Genomic DNA, 17178 nt, shown 5'->3' on the forward strand with positions numbered 1-17178 from the left:
CCGTCCACACCTGCTGGTCAGATGAACACCCACACCAGCAGCAGAACCCACAGGACCAGGACCGACCCGAGCATCAACCACAGCATCCGCTTGTTCTCTTCGGCCGTGGCACTGACACTCAGGAAGGGTTTACCGAACCGGGGGAACACGTAGTCCAACTCCAACAACTGCCCCGGCACCACGTCGGCGGTCACTTCGGCGAGGTGCTTGATCTGTTGACCGTTCCGAATGAAGACCCGGAAGTGGTACGTGCCGGGCCGCACCGGAATCTCGATCCGCCCCCACCGCGCGGGCACCAGTTCGTAGCCGTTGAGTTCGATGCTGATCAGCGAGGTCGCGAGCACCGGGTTGAGCAGGTAGAACGAGCAGTTGATCGCGGCGCCCTCACTCAGGCGCAGGTCGATCGGCATCATGCCCAGCGAGATCGGCACGGGCAAGGGCGGGCGGTGCGGCGGCTGCCGCCACGGTTGCGCCCGATCCGGAGGCGGCGCGGTCACCGCACCAGCATTCGTCGTGCCATGCGCGTCAATCTACGCCCGACACCCGGCGCACCGGGACCCGGTCCGCACCCGAAATCCCGTGTCGCGACTCATCCTTCGTGTCGCCGTGCTGCAGCGCCGGCGACACGAAGTACGGGTCGCGACACGGCGGCTGGAGAGCCGGTGACGGGAATCGAACCCGCGACGGCTGCTTGGGAAGCAGCAGCGTTACCACTACGCCACACCGGCAGTGCACCTCTCGATCGTCGTTCGACGGCCGTGAGTGCTGCGCCAGCTACAGTAGCAAACCCGCGGCGGCGGGGTGTGGACCGACCGGGTCGGATAATCTCGACCCTGTGCTGCTCTCCGACCGCGACATCCGCGCTGAAATCCAGACAGGCCGTCTAGGGATCGATCCCTACTCCGCCGATCTCGTGCAGCCGTCGAGTGTCGACGTCCGGCTCGACAGTCTGTTCCGCGTCTTCGACAACACGCGCTACACGCACATCGACCCCGCACAGCGGCAAGACGAACTGACCACCCTGGTGGAGCCGGCCGAGGGCGAGCCCTTCGTGCTGCACCCCGGCGAGTTCGTCCTCGGCTCCACCCTCGAGGTCTGCAGCCTGCCCGACGACCTGGCCGGACGGCTGGAAGGCAAGTCCTCCCTGGGGCGTCTGGGGCTGCTCACCCACTCCACCGCGGGCTTCATCGATCCCGGCTTCTCCGGCCACATCACGTTGGAGCTCTCCAACGTCGCGAACCTGCCCATCACGCTCTGGCCGGGCATGAAGATCGGCCAGCTGTGCCTGTTCCGGCTCTCGTCGCCGGCCGAGAATCCTTACGGCTCAGCCGCTGTCGGCTCCAAATACCAGGGTCAGCGCGGGCCCACCCCGTCCAAGGCGTACCTGAACTTCCAGAAGTGACCGTGCGACGACCATGACCTCCGCTCCCCCACCGCCCCCGCCCTGGATCGACGACTTCTCGATCCCTGCGGACACGGCGGGCGCGGTGGTGGCGGTGGACTTCGGCGACGACGGGCTGTGGGCGGCCCGGCTCGACGCCGACGGCGCCGTGGTGCGCATCGCTCGCGAACCGCGCATCACCCCGGCGGTCCTCGATCTGCGGGTGGCCACGTACCTGCACCACAGCGAGGCGATCCCCGGCACGGACGACCCGCAGACCTTCGCCGAGCTGCTCGACGTCTGCCGACGGGCCCGCGCCTCCCTGATCGAGCGTGAGAGCGTCCTGCTGATGGGTACCGACCGTCTGCGGATGGTGTCGGTGACCCTCGATACCGTTCTGGCCGCCACCGTCCCCGAGGCGAACCGGGCCAACGGCGTGATCGTGGAACTCGCGGGCAGCGAGCCGGTCGCCGCCGTGCTCCTGGGCCCCGGCATCGACCGCTGGCCCGGACTGTGGGAAGCCCTCACCGAACGCGGCTTCGCCATGCTCGGCCCCGAGGATCCGTTCCCGGAGCTGTTCGCCGGAGACGACGCCGCCACCCACGCCCTCCAGGCCATCTCCCCCGACCCCGTCGCGTTGGCCTGGGCCACCTCCGCGGCCACACCGCCGGCCGACATCGCGGCACCGGACACCGACGCACCAGACACGGGGGCACCGGACACGGCGGCACCGGGCACTTCCGTGCGGAACCCCCGACGCACGCGAATCGCGTTGACCGCCGCGGCCCTGGCCGTCATCGCGCTCGGCGGGGCGGGGCTCGCGACGGCGCTGTCCCTCGACGACACCGACCAGCCCTCCACCGCCGCCGAGTCCTCGACGCCCTCGAGCACGGATCCGAGCGTGTCCGGCGCCCCGGCCGCCGCCCCCAGCGAACTCCGGGCCGCGCGAGCACCGATGAAGCGTTACGTGCCGCCCCGGACCACATCCTCGACGACGTCGACCACCTCCGAGGCCCCGCTCGGCCCGCGCCCGCGACCCAAACCGCGCCCGGACAACCGACGCACGCTGCCCAACCCGATCCCGGGGCTGCCGCCGATCGTCATCGGCTGACCGGCCCCGACCGAGCGGCCGTCGTCACGCCGGACGGGCTGCCTTGGTGAGCCGCCGCGAACCCGCGGCCACCCGCCACGACTGGCCGTGCCGGAAGCTCGATCGGCGCACGGACCTGTCCGCCACGAAGAACCAATCCATCTGGGCCGCCGCCGGCGTCACCGTCAGCACGGCATAGCCGTGCGCATCGGTGTCGACCCACCGGGTGTGCCGATTGGTCGCCATCAGAGCGGCCGCCGCCGGAGTGCCCAGCGTGGCCTCCGGCACCGACACCATGTCGTCCAAGTTGTTCGAGGTCACGGACGTGACGACGAACTCCGTCGCCACGCTGCCCGCACCGGGATAGTCGGCGGGTTCGCGCGGTACCTCGCACGCCCACGACATGTGGATGTCACCGGTCAGGAAGACGGCGTTGCCACCGGCCTTCTTCGCGATCGCCGCCAGCAGGGTGCGCCGATCCGCGGTGTAGCCGTCCCAGGCGTCGGCGTTCAACGACACCCCGTTGCGCGGCAGCCCGAGCAGCTCGGTGAGGATCCGGCTGCGTTCGGGGTCCAACGGCGGCAACAGAATGGGCGAGATCATCACCGGATTGCCGATCAACTGCCAGGTGGTCTGCGAGGTCTCCAATCCCCCGGTGAGCCAACGCATCTGGTTTCGACCGGTGATCGACGCCGACGGCGAGTCGACCTTCGCCGACGTCGACGCCACCTGCTCGTCCCGATAGCTGCGCAGGTCGAGCATCGACAGTTCGAGGAGCTTTCCGTAGCGCAGGCGCCGGTACAGGTGCCGCCCGGTGGCGTCGACCTGCGGGCGCACCGGCATCCACTCGTAGTAGGCCTGCTCCGCGGCGGCCTTGCGCGCCGCCCACGAGCCCTGCCGACGCGGGTCGTGGTTCTCGGCCCCGCGCTGCCAGGCGTTGTCGGCCGATTCGTGGTCGTCCCAGGTGCAGATGAACGGGTGCGCGGCGTGCGCGGCCCGCAGGTCCGGGTCGGTCTTGTACTGCGCGTGACGAATCCGGTAGTCCGCCAACGACACGATGTCGCGGGCCGGCTCGTGCGCCCGGACCGAGCCGTGCTTGCCGCCGTACTCGCCGGGACCGTATTCGTAGAGGTAATCGCCCAGATGCACCACCGCGTCCAGGTCACTCCGCTGCGCCAACGCCCGGTAGGCGCCGAAGTAGCCCGCCTCCCAGTTGGCACAGCTGGCCACGCCGAACCTGGCTCGACGCACGTCATCGGCGGCCGTCGGCGCCGTCTTGGTGCGGCCGACCGGCGACATCTCGCCCGCGGCCGCGCCGTCGAGCACGCGGAACCGATACCAGTAGGCGGTGCTCGGGGACAGCCCCGCCGCATCCACCTTGACCGTGTGATCGCTCGCGGCGGTGGTGACCACCGTGCCGGTCGCCGCGACCGCGGCGAAGTCCGCGGTGGTCGCCATCTCCCAGCGCAGGTTCACCGGACTCCCGCGACCCGAGCCGGGTGCGGCCGCAGGCTCCGGACTGACCCGCGTCCACAGGATCACCCGGTCGGCGAGTGGGTCACCGGAGGCGACGCCGTGCGCGAACACCGCGCGCGACCGGGGTCGCGCCGCCGACGGCCCGGCTCCGGTCCGACCGCCGCCGACCACCCCCACGCCGGCGGCACCGGCGGCCGCCACGAAGGTCCGACGGGAAAGGTTGGCCGAGAATCGATTTCGCACGCGGCCAAGCGTGGTCACCGTAGGTGACGGGCCGGTAACCGCCGCGCATCGCCCGGTGGGCTCTACCCTGAAGGAATGGTCGACGTGAGCACCCTGCGCGCAGCCCTGCCCGAGGCGATGGTGGTGACCGACCCCGACATCCTGGCGGCCTACCGCTTCGATCGCGCCGACGATCCGTCGGCGGGCACTCCCCTCGCCCTGGTCCGCCCCGAAAGCACCGCCGACGTGCAGACCGCGGTCCGCTGGTGCGCCGAACACCGGGTACCGATCATCACCCGGGGCGCGGGCACCAGTCTGTCCGGCGGCGCCACCGCCGTCGACGGTGCGCTGATGATCACCACGGAGAAGATGCGCGGGATCACCGTCGATCCCACCACCCGCACCGCCGTCTGCGCGCCGGGCATGCTCAACGCCGAGGTCAAGGCCGCCGCCGCCGAGCACGGCCTCTGGTATCCGCCGGATCCGTCCTCGTTCGAGATCTGCACCATCGGCGGCAACGCGGCCACCAACGCCGGTGGGCTGTGCTGCGTCAAGTACGGCGTCACCGTCGACTACGTCCTCGGCCTGCAGGTGGTGCTCGCCGACGGCCGCGCGGTGCGGCTGGGCGGCAAGCAACTCAAGGACTCCGCCGGCCTGTCGCTGACGCGCCTGTTCGTCGGCAGCGAGGGGCTGCTCGGCATCATCACCGAAGTCACCGTGCGACTCCTGCCGCCGCAGCCGGCCGCATGCACCGTGGTCGGTGTGTTCCCCACGGTGCGCGCCGCCAGCCAAGCGGTCCTCGCGGTGACCGCCCAGACTCGTCCGGCGATGCTCGAATTCATGGACCACACGTCGATCAACGCGGTCGAGGACATGCTGCACATGGGGCTCGACCGGGACGCCGGCGCCATGCTCATCGCGCAGTCCGACGCGCCCGGCCCGGCCGGTCTGGCCGAGGTCGCGCTGATCGAGCAGGCCTTCCGCGCGCATCAGGCCGACGAGGTGTTCGCCACCGACGACCCCGAGGAGGGCGAGGCCTTCACCGTGGCCCGCCGCGTGGCAATCCCGGCCGTGGAACGACGCGGATCGCTCCTGCTCGAGGACGTGGGCGTGCCCCTGCCCGCGCTGCCCGACCTGGTGGACGGCGTCGCCGCCATCGCCGCCGACAACGACGTCACCATCGCGGTGATCGCCCACGCCGGGGACGGCAACACCCACCCGCTGATCGTCTTCGATCCGGCCGACCGCGAGGAGGCCCGGCGCGCCCAGGTGGCCTTCGATCAGGTGATGGGCCTGGCCGTCGAGATGGGCGGCACCATCACCGGCGAGCACGGCGTGGGACGGCTGAAGAAGGGCTGGCTGCCCGCCCAGGTCGGTGACGACGTCATGGAGTTGACCGCGACCATCAAGCGGGCGTTGGACCCGCACGGCGTGTTCAACCCGGGCGTGATGCTCTGAGCGTGCACCGATCCATACGTTGAGCTGATTGAGCGCGGGGCGCTGCCGTTAGCGCTTCCACCCGGCCGCCGATCGGCCATCATGACTTTCATGGCAATCCTGACCGGGGTGATCGTCGTCGCGACGCTGATCGCGATGACCAGTGGTCGCGTGCCGCCGGTCCTGGCGTTGATCATCGCGCTCCTGGTGGCCGGGGTCGCCGGAATCGCCACGCCCACCGAGCTCTTCTCCGGACTGTCGAACGGCGGCGTCATCACCATCGCCGCCATGTTGGTCATCGCGAAGGGGGTGCTGGCCACCGGTGTGGTCTCCCGCGTCACCTTCCGACTGCTCTCCGGGGTCACCACGCCGGGCCAGACCCTGCGCCGCATCGTGCCGCCCATCGGCATCATCAGTTCGCTGATCAACACCACGCCGATCGTGGCGATGCTGATCCCCGCCACCAAGGAGTTGCAGCAGCGATCGGGCGTGCCCGCGCGGTCGGTGCTGCTGCCGGTGGCCCACGCCACCACGCTGGCCGGGTCGATGACGTTGATCGGCACCAGCTCCAACCTCATCATCGCCGGCATGGCCGCCCCGTACGGCGTGCAGCTGTCCATGTTCTCCTTCGTTCCGGTCGCCGCACCGGTCGCGATCGTCGGCGGCATCGCCGTGATCGTCTGCTCGCGCTACCTGCTCAAGGGCAAACCGAAGGCGCCGGCCAAGGATCTGCACTGGCGCGTCGAGATCCCCCTGTCGAGCCGGTCGGTGAGTGTCGGTCGCACCGCCGCCGACGTCGGGATCGCCCGCACCGCCGAGTACGAGTTGATCGACGTGCGACGGTGGGGCGAGTCGGTGGTCACCGACAGCGTCCTCGAGGAGGACGACCTCCTGGTGTATCGCGCCACCGAATCCGGGGTGCGGATGCTGTGGACGAGCCCCCGCTTCGGGCTGGCGCCGCACCACCTGTTCGCCGTCACCATCGACACCAACCAGAGCGGCAGTATCCGGGACCTGCAGGACGACGAGGACCTCCTCGTGGTGGCCGCGGAGACGACGAAGCGGTTCCGTGAGACCTCGTTGCGGCCGGGCCGCACGGTGTACGTCTCCACCGCCTCGCGCGACATCCTCACGCATCATCCCCTGGTCGGGCTCTGGCAGAACGCGGCCGGGAAAGCCCCGCAGCCGGGGAAGACCTGGATCGCACTGGGCGTGCTCCTCGCGGTGATCGTGGCCGCGTCGTTCGGACTGGCCCCGGTGGAGTTGGCGGCCTCGATCGGCGCGGTGGCGATGATCGTGACCGGGGTGCTGACGCCCCGGTCGGCGGTGCGCGCCCTGGACTGGAACATCCTGGCGATCATCGCCGGGTCGATCGGGCTCGGCGTGATGGTGATCGAGAGCGGCCTCGGAGGCTACCTCTCCGGCGCCATCATCGAGCTGTCCGCCGGCAGCATCCCCCTGATGGTGGCGGTGATCGCACTCGGCACCACGGTGTTGACCAATCTGGTCACCAATGCGGCCGCGGCGAGCATCCTGACGCCCGTGGCCATCACCGTCGCGACTTCGATGGGCGTGAATCCGCTGATTCTGCTGATCCTGGTCGGCACCTGTATCTCGTTCACCTTCCTCAATCCGTTCAGCCACCAGTCGAATCTGATGGTGATGGAGCCGGGCAAATACACCACGTCGACGTTCGTTCGTTTCGGGATTCCCATCACGCTGGTCTCTCTGGTCACGGCGTTCGCCGTGGCCTGGCCGCTGCTGACCTTCTGGCACTGATCGCGCCGAAGTCGCCTCGTCCGCGCCCGGCTGCGATAAGACTCGCTCGTATGCCGAAAGCGTTCCGCACCCTCGTCGTCGTCCTGGCCGCCTGCCTCCTGTCGGTCACGACCGCGATCGTCCCCGGACCCGCCCACGCCGCCCCATCGCTGCCCGACGACTTCCTGTGGGGTGTCGCCGCCTCCGGGTTTCAGACCGAGGGCACCTCCCCGGACAGCAACTGGCGCCGGTACGCGAAGCAGGCCGCCGCGCCGGGATCGCCGTTCCGCGACGGCATCGGCACGTCGGTGGACTTCCGTCATCGCTACCGCCAGGACATCGGCCTCGCCCGGTCGATGGGCATGAAGGTCTACCGCGTGAGCATCGAGTGGGCGCGTCTGGAACCGCGTCCCGGCCGCGACGACGCGCGCGAGTGGGCCTACTACGAGGACATGGTGCAGGCGATCGTCGACGCGGGCATGCGTCCGATGCTGACCCTCGACCACTGGGTCTACCCCGGCTGGATCGCCGACCGCGGCGGCTGGGCCGATGCGCGCACCCCGGAGGCCTGGCTGCGACATCAGCGGCGCGTGGTCGACCGCTTCGCGCGGCATCACCCGCTGTGGATCACCGTGAACGAGCCGACGGCGTACCTGATGAAGGAGGTCCAGCACGGCGGGCTGCCGCCGCAGCTGGCTCCCGTGATGCTCGATCGACTGGTCGGCGTGCACCGGACGATCTACGACCACATCCACCGCCGCGACCCGGGCGCGATGGTCTCGTCGAACGCCGCCTACATTCCCACGGTGCAGCCCGCCCTCGACCAGACCTTCCTGGATCGGGTGCGCGACAAGCTCGACTTCGTCGGCTTCGACTACTACTACTCGGTGTCACCGACCGAGCTGGGTGCCGCGCAGATCCTCGCCGACCGTTCGTGGGAGGCGCCGGTCTCGGCGGACGGGCTGTACTACGCCTACCGGGACTACGCTCAGCGCTTTCCGGGTAAACCGCTGTATGTGATCGAGACCGGCATGCCCACCCGCGACGGCGCGCCCCGCCCGGACGGCTATCGGCGCGCGGACCACCTCCGCGACCTCGTCTACTGGACGCAACGCGCCCGCGCCGACGGCATCGACGTGATGGGTTTGAACTACTGGAGCCTGACCGACAACTACGAATGGGGCAGCTACACACCGCGATTCGGGCTGTACACGGTGAACGTGCTGACCGATCCGAGCCTGCGACGCATCCCCACCGCAGCCGTGGCCGCCTACCGGCGGATCGCCGCCGACAATGGCGTCGGACCGCACTATCGACCGAGCCGCCCGGCCACCCGGTGTTCCCTGGTAGCCGCGCCGTCGAGCTGCACCCGTCCGGTGCGCTGACCCCCCGCCGCTCAGGATTGCGGAGGCGGCGGCGGCTTCGGAGCACCGGCCGGCGGCGGAATCTTGGCGTACCGACGACCGGCGACCACCATGTCCGGGTTACCGGGGCCCGGAGGGTCGCCGGCACCCGGCATCGGACGGCCCGGCGACGGATCCCAGTCGGTCTCGACGAGCTTCTTCTGCACCACGATGGCCAGCACCAGCACCGCCGCACCGATGGCGATCATCACGATCACGCCGGGCACCCCGCCCAGCTTGGCGGCGTTGCCGAGAAGCAGTCCGTACCAACCGAAGTCGGCGTCGCCGAAGGTGGTGTTCTCCTCACCGAAGCCGCCGAGCACGCCCACCAGCAGGGCGGGCAGGAAGGTGATCAGCAGACCGTTGGCGAAGGCGCCGGAGATCGCGCCGAGGCGACCGCCGGTGGCGTTGCCGTAGACGCCGGCCGCACCGCCGGTGAAGAAGTGCGGCACCAGCCCCGGCAGCACCAGCGCCCAACCGAACGACGGCCCCAGCCAGGACGCCAGCACCGCCAGGCCGACGAGACCGGCGGCGAAGCTGGACAGGAAGCCGATCAGCACGGCGTTCTGCGCGTACGGGAAGACGATCGGGGCGTCCAGTGCGGGCACCGCGCCGGGCACCACCCGTTCGGCGATGCCCTGGAAGGCCGGCACCAGTTCGCCCAGGATGGTGCGCACACCGAACAGGATCACCGCGACGGCGACGCCGAAGCTCAGCCCCTGGGTGACGCCGCTCATCAGGAAGTTGCCCATGCCGGTGGCGCCGCCCTCGCCGTCGGCGTTGGCGTAGGCCAGATAGGCCTCACTGCTGCCGACTCGACCGACGTAGATCAGCGAGACGATCAGGTACATCAGCACCATCGACAGCGCGGTGGCCACCATCGAGTCGCGGAGGAAGCGCAACGATTCCGGCAGCTTCAGATCCTCGGTCGAGCGGCTGCGCTTGCCGCCGGTCCAGCGGCCGACGACGCCGGCGACGATGTAGCCGAGGGTGCCGAAGTGACCGATGGCGATGGTGTTGTCCCCGGTGATGCGTTTGGTCCACGGCTGCGAGATCGCCGGCAGCGCCACCATCACCACGCCGAGCAGCACACCGCCCACGATCACCACGGTGACCGCGTTCAGGCCGCTGGTCGCGAGCACGATGGTCAGCAGCGTCGCCATGAACAGCGTGTGGTGGCCGGTGAGGAAGACGTACCGCAGCGGGGTGAACCGCGCCAGCACCAGGCTGAACACGAAGCCGAGGATCATCAGCCACGCCACCTGCGCGCCGTAGGTGTTCTGCGCGATACCGACGATGGCCTCGTTGGTCGGCACCACGCCGTGCGAGGTGGTTGAGCCGCTGAGCATCACCCCGAGCGGATCCAGCGAGGCCACCACGAGCGTGGCGCCGGCCCCGATCAGCAGGAAGCCGAGGGTCGCCTTGAGCGCCCCGCCGATCACCTGGCCCACCGATTTGCGCAGCGCGATCAGGCCGACCGCGGTGATGATGCCGATCAGATACGCGGGAACCGCGAGGATCTCGTTGACGATGAATTCGGCGGTGACGACGAGCCAGTTCATGATCGTGCCTCTCAGACGTCGTAGTTGGCACGGAGCGCGGCGTCGATCTCCGCCGTGCTGGTGAAGTTCTCGATCACCGTCATCGGCACCCCGAGATCGCCGAGCGCCTTGGCGATCTCGCCCGAGGTGAGAATCAGGTCGGCCTCCTTGGCCTTGCCCTTGGCCGAGATGGTGTCGGTGGCCTCCACCGTGATGTACGACGACCAGCCCCAGTCGCCGAGCACCTTCTCCAGGGTGTTCTTCAGAAACAGGCTGGTGCCCAGACCGTTCCCGCAGACGGTGAGGATCTTGTTGGCGGTCCGGCGGGCCGGTTCGGCCGCAGCCGGTTCGTGTGCAGCCGGTTCCGGGCTCGCCGCGGTGTCGGGGGCGCGATCACCGCGCAGGATGGCCAGGATCTGGGCGGGGGTGGCGGCCGCGGCCAACGCCGCGCTGCGGTCCCGATCGCCGATCACCTTGGCCAGCTCGGCCATCGCCACGGTGTGCGCCTTGGCATCGGTGGCCGCCAGGGCCACCACCAGATCCACCGGATCGTTGCGCTGGTGACCGAACTCGACCGGCCGTGCCAACCGCACCCAGGACAGTCCGGTGCGCAGCACCGCGGGCGACGGCCGGGCGTGGGCGAACGCGAAGCCCGGGGCGATCACGATGTACGGCCCCTTCTCCACCACCGATTCGATCATCTCGGCCGTGTACTCCGCGGTCGCGACACCGGTGGCCTCCAGCAGCGCACCGGCCGCGGCGACGGCGGCGCGCCAATCCGCGGCTTCCACATCCACGGCGACGGCGTCGGGACTCAGCAGATCTGTCAATGCGCTCACGTTCGCCGACGCTAGCCGATCGCGCCGTACCGAATGCATCGATTGCGCGGGTTCGAGACGGATCGGAGACTCCGTCGTCTGCCCGCGGGCTCCGGCCCGGTCAGGGTGCGTCGCGCAGCTGCTCCACGCGGGCGATCCAGTCCTGGAGGACCAGGTCGTCCACCGTGCGGTCGTCACGCAGATTGCGGGTCACTTCCAGGCCCCGCACCAGTGCCATCAGCGATTCGAAGGCCACGCGTGCCTGTTGCGGGTCGTCGATCCCGACGTGCGCGTTGAAGACCTCCCGCACCGCCGCACCCAGTCGTCGTTCGGCGGGCACGAGTGCGGCCCGCAGTTCCTCGTTGGTTCGCGAGGCCGTCCACAGTTCGAGCGCCGCTTGGAACAGCGGCCCGGCCATCGCCTCACGGACCGCCTCGACCATGCGCCGCAGGCCGTTCGGGTCGTCGCCGAGGTCGCCGATGACGTCGGTCACGTGAGCCATCCGCATGTCGGCGATGTAGTGGATGGCCGCCACCAGCAGCTCGGACTTGGATCCGAAGTGGTGCAGGAGCGCCCCCCGCGAGACCCCGGCTTCGTCTTGGATCCGCTGCGTGGTGGTGTCGGCGTAGCCGTAGTTCACCAGGCAGCGGATCGTCGCGTTCAGCAGGGTCTCGCGGGTCCGGGCGCGTTGCAGGTCGCGGGTAGTGCCAGTCACGCCCGCCAGCCTATCGGCCCTGTTCACAACGGCTGCAGATCACCAGCCTCGATGCCGTCGCGGAGCCGGAACTTCTGCAGTTTGCCCATCGCGTTCACTGGCAGTTCGGTCACCACGTACCAGTCGCGCGGGGTCTTGTGCGGCGCCAGCAGCCCGCGCACGTGCGCATGGAGATCGTCCGCCGACGGCGCGTCCTGGGCCGGATCGAGGGTCACCACCGCCACCACCTGTTCGCCCCAGGCCTCGTCCCGGCGACCGAGGACCGCCGCGTTGGCCACTGCGGGGTGCTCCACCAGCGCTTCCTCGACCTCGCGGGGGTAGATGTTCTCGCCGCCGCGGATGATCAGGTCCTTGAGCCGACCGGTCACCGTCACGTATCCGCGCGCGTCCATGGTGCCCAGATCGCCGGTGTGCAGCCATCCGTCGGCGTCGACCGTGCGCGCGGTGGCCTCGGGCATCCCGAGATAGCCGAGCATCACCTGGTAGCCGCGGGCACAGATCTCGCCCTCGGCGCCGATCGGCGCGACGGCACCGGTGTCGGGATCGAGGATGGCCACGTCGGCATTGGGCAGCGGCTGCCCGGCGGTGTGCAGTGCATCCTCGGGGGCGTCGGCGGGGCTGGTCTGGCAGATGATCGGACTCGCCTCGGTCTGCCCGTACACGGCGCTCGATCCGACCCCGTAGGCCCGTGCCCAGCCGTCGATCAGCGCCGCGGGCACGGCGTCGCCGCCGGACATCAACACGGTGAGCGCGGACAGGTCGAACTCCTCGCGGCCCGGGAACCCGAGCAGCGCATGCAACATCAGCGGCACGCCGCCGAAGGCGGCCGCGCGATGGTCGGCCATTCCCTTCAGCACCGTCGCCGGATCGAAGATCTCGGCCAGGACCAGGGTGGCCCGGTCGTAGAACGAGCCCATCACCGCCAGACCGCAGCCCGCGGTGTGGAACAGCGGCAGCGCCGTGGCGTAGGTGGCTCCCGCCGCCAAGCCGCAGCGTTCCCGAACGAAGGCGGCATTGCTCACCATCGCGCGGTGCGCCAGCACCGCGGCCTTCGGACTGCCGGTGGTGCCGGAGGTGAACTGGATCTGCGTCGGCGCCTCCGGGGCGACGACGGGCAGTTCCGCGCGGGGCGCGGTGGCGCGCACCCGCGGCAGCCAACCGTTGAGGTCGACGTTCTCCCGGATCTCCGGGATGTCCGCGCACACCCGCTGCACCATCGACGCCATGTCGGTGCCACGGAACTCGCCGACGGAGAAGACTCCCACGCATTCGGCGCGCCGCAGCGCATAGGCCAGTTCGCCGTCGCGCAGCGCCGGGTTCACCGCGACGAGGACCAATCCGGCCAGGGCCGCGCCGTACTGCAGCACCAGCCACTCGGGCACGTTCGGCGCCCAGACCGCGACATGCTCGCCCGGCTGGAATCGATCCAGGAGCCAGGAGGCGGCGCGTTCGGCGTCGTCGAGCAGTTCGGCGTAGGTCCAGGTCCGGTCCTCACGGCCCGGACCCACGGAGATCACCGCGCACTTGTCGGGGACGTCGGCGGCGGCCTGACGGAGCAGCTCGCCGACGGTCAGTTCCACGATGGGCCGGCTGTGGTCGGCGGTCCACAGGGATTCGGTCAGCGTGCGCATCATCGGCCCCCGTCCTTGGCCTCGAGCTCGGCCCGCATGGCGTCGATCTCGTCCACGGAAGGCACCGCGCCCCCGCCGTCGGGAATGAACTTCCCGGCGTCGCGCCACTGCACCGCGGCACCGTAGCCGTGTTCCTGGGCGAAGTCGACGAACCAGCGGCCCTCGGGCGAATGACGGGTGATCCCGTCGAACAGGATCGCCATGTTCTGGGTGCTCTGCAGACCCATGTTGTCGTAGGCCTGGTTGATCATCATCTTCTGCATCACCAGCTGGTTGATCGGCACCCCGGCCATGCGATCGGCCAGGCGCTCGACCTCGGCGTCCAGTTCGGCGGCGGGCACGGCGTCGATCACCAGGCCCCACTCCTTGGCCTGCGTGCCGGAGATGGTGTCGCCGGTGAGCAGCATCCGCTTGGCCTTCTCGGCACCCAGGCGGTACACCCACATCGCCGTCGTGGGGCAGCCCCAGATGCGTGCGGGCATGTAGCCGATCTTGGCGTCGTCCTCCATCACCACGAGGTCGCAGGAGAGCGCGATGTCACTGCCGCCGGCCACCGCGTAACCGCGCACCTTGGCGATGGTCGGCTTGGCCGAGCGCCACAGCGAGAAGAAGTGGTCAGTGTTGGCCTTCATCCCGGCGAAGTCCTTGATCGGATCCCACACCGCCCCCTGGTGTGCCTCGCCGGACTCGGCGTAGATCTTCAGGTCGTAGCCGGCGCAGAAGGCCCGGCCCTCGCCCTGCACGATGATCACCCGCACGTCGTCGTCGGCGTTGGCCGCCTTGACCGCCGCTTCGATCTCCTGCGCCATCTCCATGGTGATGGCGTTGAGGCGTTCGGGGCGGTTGAGCGTGATGTAGGCACGGTGATCACGCGTCTCGTAACGGACGACGGTCCCGGTAAATGACATGGTTCGACTCCCAATCGGTTGCTTGGTGTGTCGATACAATTTCACAGTCCGTCTGGACTGTCAATGAGTTTGGGGGCGACGAAAACACGCTCGACCGGGGCCGCTGCCGCTATTTCACCTCGGCGGTCATCACCCGGTACACGCCGAGAACACCCGGCAGGCCGATCCAGATCACGGCGCAGACCAGGACTTGCGCCCAGTCTTGCGCCCCGGGTGCCGCCTCGGAGATCCCGGCCAGCGCCTCCCGCGGGTACACCCACGGCGCCAACGTGCCGTAGAGGCCGCCGCCGGGGCGATCGGCCGCGGATCCGAGCGAGCCGAGGAACAGCAGGGTCGGCACGATGACCTCCGGCAACACCAGGTAGGTCACCATCGCACCGGCGGTGTTGAGCACCGCGAGGGCGATCGCGAACGCCATCAGGACGTCGAACAGGGTCCGCACCCCGTCGCCCCGCAGCGCCCGCGCGGCGTCGTCAAAGGCTCCGCCGCGCAGGGCCGTGATCACCGTCGCCAGCACCGACATCACGGCGAAGAACGCCACCGCCAGCAGCAGCGCGGCCGAGAGCTTGGCCAGAATCACCCGCTCTCGACGCGGCTCGAGGGCAAAGGTGGTCACCACCGATCGCTGGCCCCATTCGGTGGTCACCAGCAGAATCGCCAGCACGCCGACGAAGATCCGCGTCATCAGCCCGAAGGAGGACAGCAGTCCGCCGAAACTCGCGGGCACCCCGACCGACAGCCCGACCACGCCGACCCCGCACCACACCAGCGCCATCACACCGAGCACGATCCACGGTCCGCGGGTGCCCACCGCCTTGCGCAGTTCCACCAGAACCGTCCGCCAGAACGGAATCGTCGCCAAGCCCGGGTCGATCCCCTTGGCCGTCATCGGAACACTCATGCCATTCCTCCCGAAGAGTTCTGTCCGACGATGCCGGGCCCGGGCGGCGGGCCCGGTTGCCGCATCGGTCCCCGCTGCGCCGCGGCGGTCAATTGGAGGTAGGTCTGCTCTAGGCCCCCGGTGGACGACGAGCCCAGTTCGGTGAGCACCAGCCCGGCGGCCGCGGCGACCTCGCCCACCTGGCGGGTCGAGGCGTCGACGGCGACACCGCCGACCGGACCGGGTCGGCACGGCAGGCCGGCCGCGGTGAGCGCGCCCACCAGTGCCGCCTCGTCGACGGCGCGGACGTGCGTGCCGGGCGTCCCGGCCAACGCCTCCTTGGTGCCCTGCGCCATCACGCGGCCTCCGCCGATCACAATGATGTGGTCGGCGATCAACTCGATCTCGTGCAGCAGGTGCGAGCTGAGCAGGACCGTGCCGCCGGCATCGGCGAATCCCCGCAGCACCCCGCGCATCCAGTGGATACCGGCCGGGTCCAAGCCGTTGACCGGCTCGTCCAGGATCAGCACGCTGGGATCGCCGAGCAGAGCGTTGGCCACCCCGAGCCGCTGACGCATGCCGAGCGAGTAGTTGGCCACTCGACGCCCCGCCTCCGAGGCCGCAAGACCGACCAGGTCGAGCATCTCCTCCACGCGCGAGTTCGGCAGGCCCATCATCTGCGCGCTCAAGCGCAGAGTCTCGCGGGCGCTGCGGCCGGAATGGAAGGCCGAGGCATCGAGCAGCGTGCCGACCTGCATCGCGGGATTGGGGATGTCGCGGTAGGCGTAGCCACCGATCGTCGCCGATCCGGAGGTGGCCGGGGTCAAGCCGGTCAGGACGCGCAGGGTGGTGGACTTGCCCGCCCCGTTCGGTCCGAGGAAGCCCACCACCTGCCCGGGATGGCAGGCGAACGAGACGTCGTCGACGGCGACGAACGGCCCGTACCTCTTGGTCAGACGCTCCACAACGATCATCACCGCATCATGCCCGTCGCGGCGGGCGTGTGCGCGTCGCCGATCCGCGCGCCGCGCCTTCGATGTCTAAACTCGGTCCCGTGCCCGATAACCAGCGCGTCGTCCTGCCCACCGGAGTCGGCCTGTCCGCCACGCTCACCGGAAGCGGCGACGGACCGTTCGTCCTGCTCAATCCCGGCATGTCGATGTCCCAAACCTCATGGGAGCTCACCGAACTCATCGCACCGCTGGTCGACGCGGGCTTCCGCGTGCTGTCCTATACCGCCCGCGGCGTGACCGGCTCGGACGCGCCGCCCCCGCCGTACGACATCCCGTCGATGGCCGACGATGCGGCCGGACTGCTCGACCACTTCGACATCGACCGCGCCATCCTCGTCGGCTATTCGATGGGCTGCTACATCACGCAGGCACTACTGGAACGTCGCCCCGGCACCGCCCTCGGCGTCGTGATGTGGGCGGGGCTGGGCTCGTCCGAGATCAGCAACTTCGTCAACGAGATGGAATTGGGCCTGTTCGAGCGGTACGGCGAACTGCCGAAGGAAGTCTCCGCGTTCGAGACGATGCTGACCACCCTCGACCGCGCCTCGCTGCAGGATCAAGCGACCGTGCGCGGCTGGCGCGACTTGCTCGTTCACCGCCCCAGTTCGTGGGCGTCACCGGACGGGCACCACGGTCAGCTCGCCGCCTCGCAGTCGTGGGTACTGGCCGGCGAGCCCACCGCGGCCCGGCTGGCGGCCATCGATGTTCCGACACTGGTGATGGCCTACTCGGAGGACCTGTTCTTTCCCCCCGCCACCTCACGTGCCGCGGCCGCACTGATCCCGGACGCACAGTTCGTCGAGATCGACGGCTTCGCCCACGGCGGGTTCATGCTCGACCCGAGCCACACCGCCCCCGGCCACATCGTCGACTTCTGTCGCCGGGTGCGGGACGGCGCGCGCTAG

General features: G+C 69.7%; 15 protein-coding genes and 1 tRNA gene. 6 read left to right on the forward strand and 10 right to left on the reverse strand.

Annotated elements, in window-relative coordinates; all coding sequences use genetic code 11:
• Window positions 1-17 precede the first annotated feature (17 nt).
• Together ACFFJD_RS08085 and ACFFJD_RS08090 are read right to left on the reverse strand one after the other, a co-directional pair.
• Entirely contained in the window at window positions 18-497 is a 480-nt protein-coding gene (locus ACFFJD_RS08085; protein ID WP_382362899.1) for a hypothetical protein, read from the reverse strand.
• A gap of 160 nt (window positions 498-657) precedes the next feature.
• A tRNA-Gly gene (locus ACFFJD_RS08090) sits at window positions 658-728 on the reverse strand.
• Window positions 729-835: 107 nt separating this feature from the next.
• On the opposite strand from ACFFJD_RS08090, the gene dcd reads away from it, so the two are divergent.
• Together dcd and ACFFJD_RS08100 are read left to right on the forward strand one after the other, a co-directional pair.
• The gene (gene dcd / locus ACFFJD_RS08095; RefSeq protein ID WP_382362901.1) at window positions 836-1402 is read left to right on the forward strand and encodes a dCTP deaminase; all 567 of its coding nucleotides are present in this window, start codon (window positions 836-838) and stop codon (window positions 1400-1402) included.
• 13 nt (window positions 1403-1415) lie between these two features.
• Entirely contained in the window at window positions 1416-2492 is a 1077-nt protein-coding gene (locus ACFFJD_RS08100; RefSeq protein WP_382362903.1) for a serine/threonine-protein kinase, read from the forward strand.
• A gap of 24 nt (window positions 2493-2516) precedes the next feature.
• Here ACFFJD_RS08100 and ACFFJD_RS08105 read toward each other — a convergent pair whose 3' ends face one another.
• The gene (locus ACFFJD_RS08105) at window positions 2517-4190 is read right to left on the reverse strand and encodes an alkaline phosphatase D family protein (RefSeq protein WP_382362905.1); all 1674 of its coding nucleotides are present in this window, start codon (window positions 4188-4190) and stop codon (window positions 2517-2519) included.
• 75 nt (window positions 4191-4265) lie between these two features.
• Here ACFFJD_RS08105 and ACFFJD_RS08110 point away from each other — a divergent pair, with 75 nt between their 5' ends.
• The 3 genes from ACFFJD_RS08110 (at window position 4266) to ACFFJD_RS08120 (ending at window position 8749) form a co-directional block, all read left to right on the forward strand.
• On the forward strand, window positions 4266-5627 hold the full coding sequence (locus ACFFJD_RS08110) for an FAD-binding oxidoreductase (protein ID WP_382362907.1): 1362 nt from the start codon (window positions 4266-4268) through the stop codon (window positions 5625-5627).
• A gap of 90 nt (window positions 5628-5717) precedes the next feature.
• Window positions 5718-7385: an SLC13 family permease gene (locus ACFFJD_RS08115; RefSeq protein ID WP_382362909.1), complete on the forward strand. Its 1668-nt coding sequence runs from the start codon at window positions 5718-5720 to the stop codon at window positions 7383-7385.
• 50 nt (window positions 7386-7435) lie between these two features.
• On the forward strand, window positions 7436-8749 hold the full coding sequence (locus tag ACFFJD_RS08120; RefSeq protein ID WP_382362911.1) for a family 1 glycosylhydrolase: 1314 nt from the start codon (window positions 7436-7438) through the stop codon (window positions 8747-8749).
• An 11-nt stretch (window positions 8750-8760) separates the two neighbouring features.
• Here the strand turns inward: ACFFJD_RS08120 and ulaA are convergent, their stop codons facing one another.
• From ulaA to ACFFJD_RS08155, 7 genes are all read right to left on the reverse strand, one after another.
• A complete protein-coding gene (gene ulaA / locus ACFFJD_RS08125) occupies window positions 8761-10329 on the reverse strand; it encodes a PTS ascorbate transporter subunit IIC (RefSeq protein ID WP_382362913.1) in 1569 nt (522 codons plus the stop codon).
• A gap of 11 nt (window positions 10330-10340) precedes the next feature.
• Entirely contained in the window at window positions 10341-11147 is an 807-nt protein-coding gene (locus ACFFJD_RS08130) for a PTS sugar transporter subunit IIA (protein WP_382362915.1), read from the reverse strand.
• A gap of 100 nt (window positions 11148-11247) precedes the next feature.
• Window positions 11248-11841, reverse strand: a complete 594-nt coding sequence (locus ACFFJD_RS08135) for a TetR/AcrR family transcriptional regulator (RefSeq protein ID WP_382362917.1) — start codon at window positions 11839-11841, stop codon at window positions 11248-11250.
• 23 nt (window positions 11842-11864) lie between these two features.
• Window positions 11865-13475 carry a class I adenylate-forming enzyme family protein gene (locus ACFFJD_RS08140; protein WP_382362919.1) on the reverse strand — a complete coding sequence of 537 codons (1611 nt, stop codon included), beginning with the start codon at window positions 13473-13475 and terminating at the stop codon, window positions 11865-11867.
• Window positions 13472-14380, reverse strand: a complete 909-nt coding sequence (locus ACFFJD_RS08145; RefSeq protein WP_382362921.1) for a crotonase/enoyl-CoA hydratase family protein — start codon at window positions 14378-14380, stop codon at window positions 13472-13474. Before ACFFJD_RS08145 ends, ACFFJD_RS08140 begins: the two co-directional genes overlap by 4 nt.
• Before the next feature lie 109 nt (window positions 14381-14489).
• Window positions 14490-15281 carry an ABC transporter permease gene (locus tag ACFFJD_RS08150; protein WP_382362923.1) on the reverse strand — a complete coding sequence of 264 codons (792 nt, stop codon included), beginning with the start codon at window positions 15279-15281 and terminating at the stop codon, window positions 14490-14492.
• Window positions 15278-16234 carry an ABC transporter ATP-binding protein gene (locus ACFFJD_RS08155; protein WP_382362925.1) on the reverse strand — a complete coding sequence of 319 codons (957 nt, stop codon included), beginning with the start codon at window positions 16232-16234 and terminating at the stop codon, window positions 15278-15280. Before ACFFJD_RS08155 ends, ACFFJD_RS08150 begins: the two co-directional genes overlap by 4 nt.
• 80 nt (window positions 16235-16314) lie before the next feature.
• Here ACFFJD_RS08155 and ACFFJD_RS08160 point away from each other — a divergent pair, with 80 nt between their 5' ends.
• Window positions 16315-17178, forward strand: a complete 864-nt coding sequence (locus tag ACFFJD_RS08160) for an alpha/beta fold hydrolase (RefSeq protein ID WP_246993618.1) — start codon at window positions 16315-16317, stop codon at window positions 17176-17178.

The organism is Gordonia phosphorivorans (assembly GCF_042432625.1).
In the GTDB taxonomy this organism is placed as follows: domain Bacteria; phylum Actinomycetota; class Actinomycetes; order Mycobacteriales; family Mycobacteriaceae; genus Gordonia; species Gordonia phosphorivorans.

Excerpts from the sequence above, each read along its gene's own strand:
- ACFFJD_RS08145 (WP_382362921.1), bottom strand. The coding sequence starts at position 14,380 with ATGTCATTTACCGGGACCGTCGTCCGTTACGAGACGCGTGATCACCGT.
- ACFFJD_RS08100 (WP_382362903.1), top strand. The coding sequence starts at position 1,416 with ATGACCTCCGCTCCCCCACCGCCCCCGCCCTGGATCGACGACTTCTCG.
- ACFFJD_RS08110 (WP_382362907.1), top strand. The coding sequence starts at position 4,266 with ATGGTCGACGTGAGCACCCTGCGCGCAGCCCTGCCCGAGGCGATGGTG.
- ACFFJD_RS08155 (WP_382362925.1), bottom strand. The coding sequence starts at position 16,234 with ATGATCGTTGTGGAGCGTCTGACCAAGAGGTACGGGCCGTTCGTCGCC.
- ACFFJD_RS08140 (WP_382362919.1), bottom strand. The coding sequence starts at position 13,475 with ATGATGCGCACGCTGACCGAATCCCTGTGGACCGCCGACCACAGCCGG.
- ACFFJD_RS08150 (WP_382362923.1), bottom strand. The coding sequence starts at position 15,281 with ATGAGTGTTCCGATGACGGCCAAGGGGATCGACCCGGGCTTGGCGACG.
- ACFFJD_RS08120 (WP_382362911.1), top strand. The coding sequence starts at position 7,436 with ATGCCGAAAGCGTTCCGCACCCTCGTCGTCGTCCTGGCCGCCTGCCTC.
- ulaA (WP_382362913.1), bottom strand. The coding sequence starts at position 10,329 with ATGAACTGGCTCGTCGTCACCGCCGAATTCATCGTCAACGAGATCCTC.
- ACFFJD_RS08115 (WP_382362909.1), top strand. The coding sequence starts at position 5,718 with ATGGCAATCCTGACCGGGGTGATCGTCGTCGCGACGCTGATCGCGATG.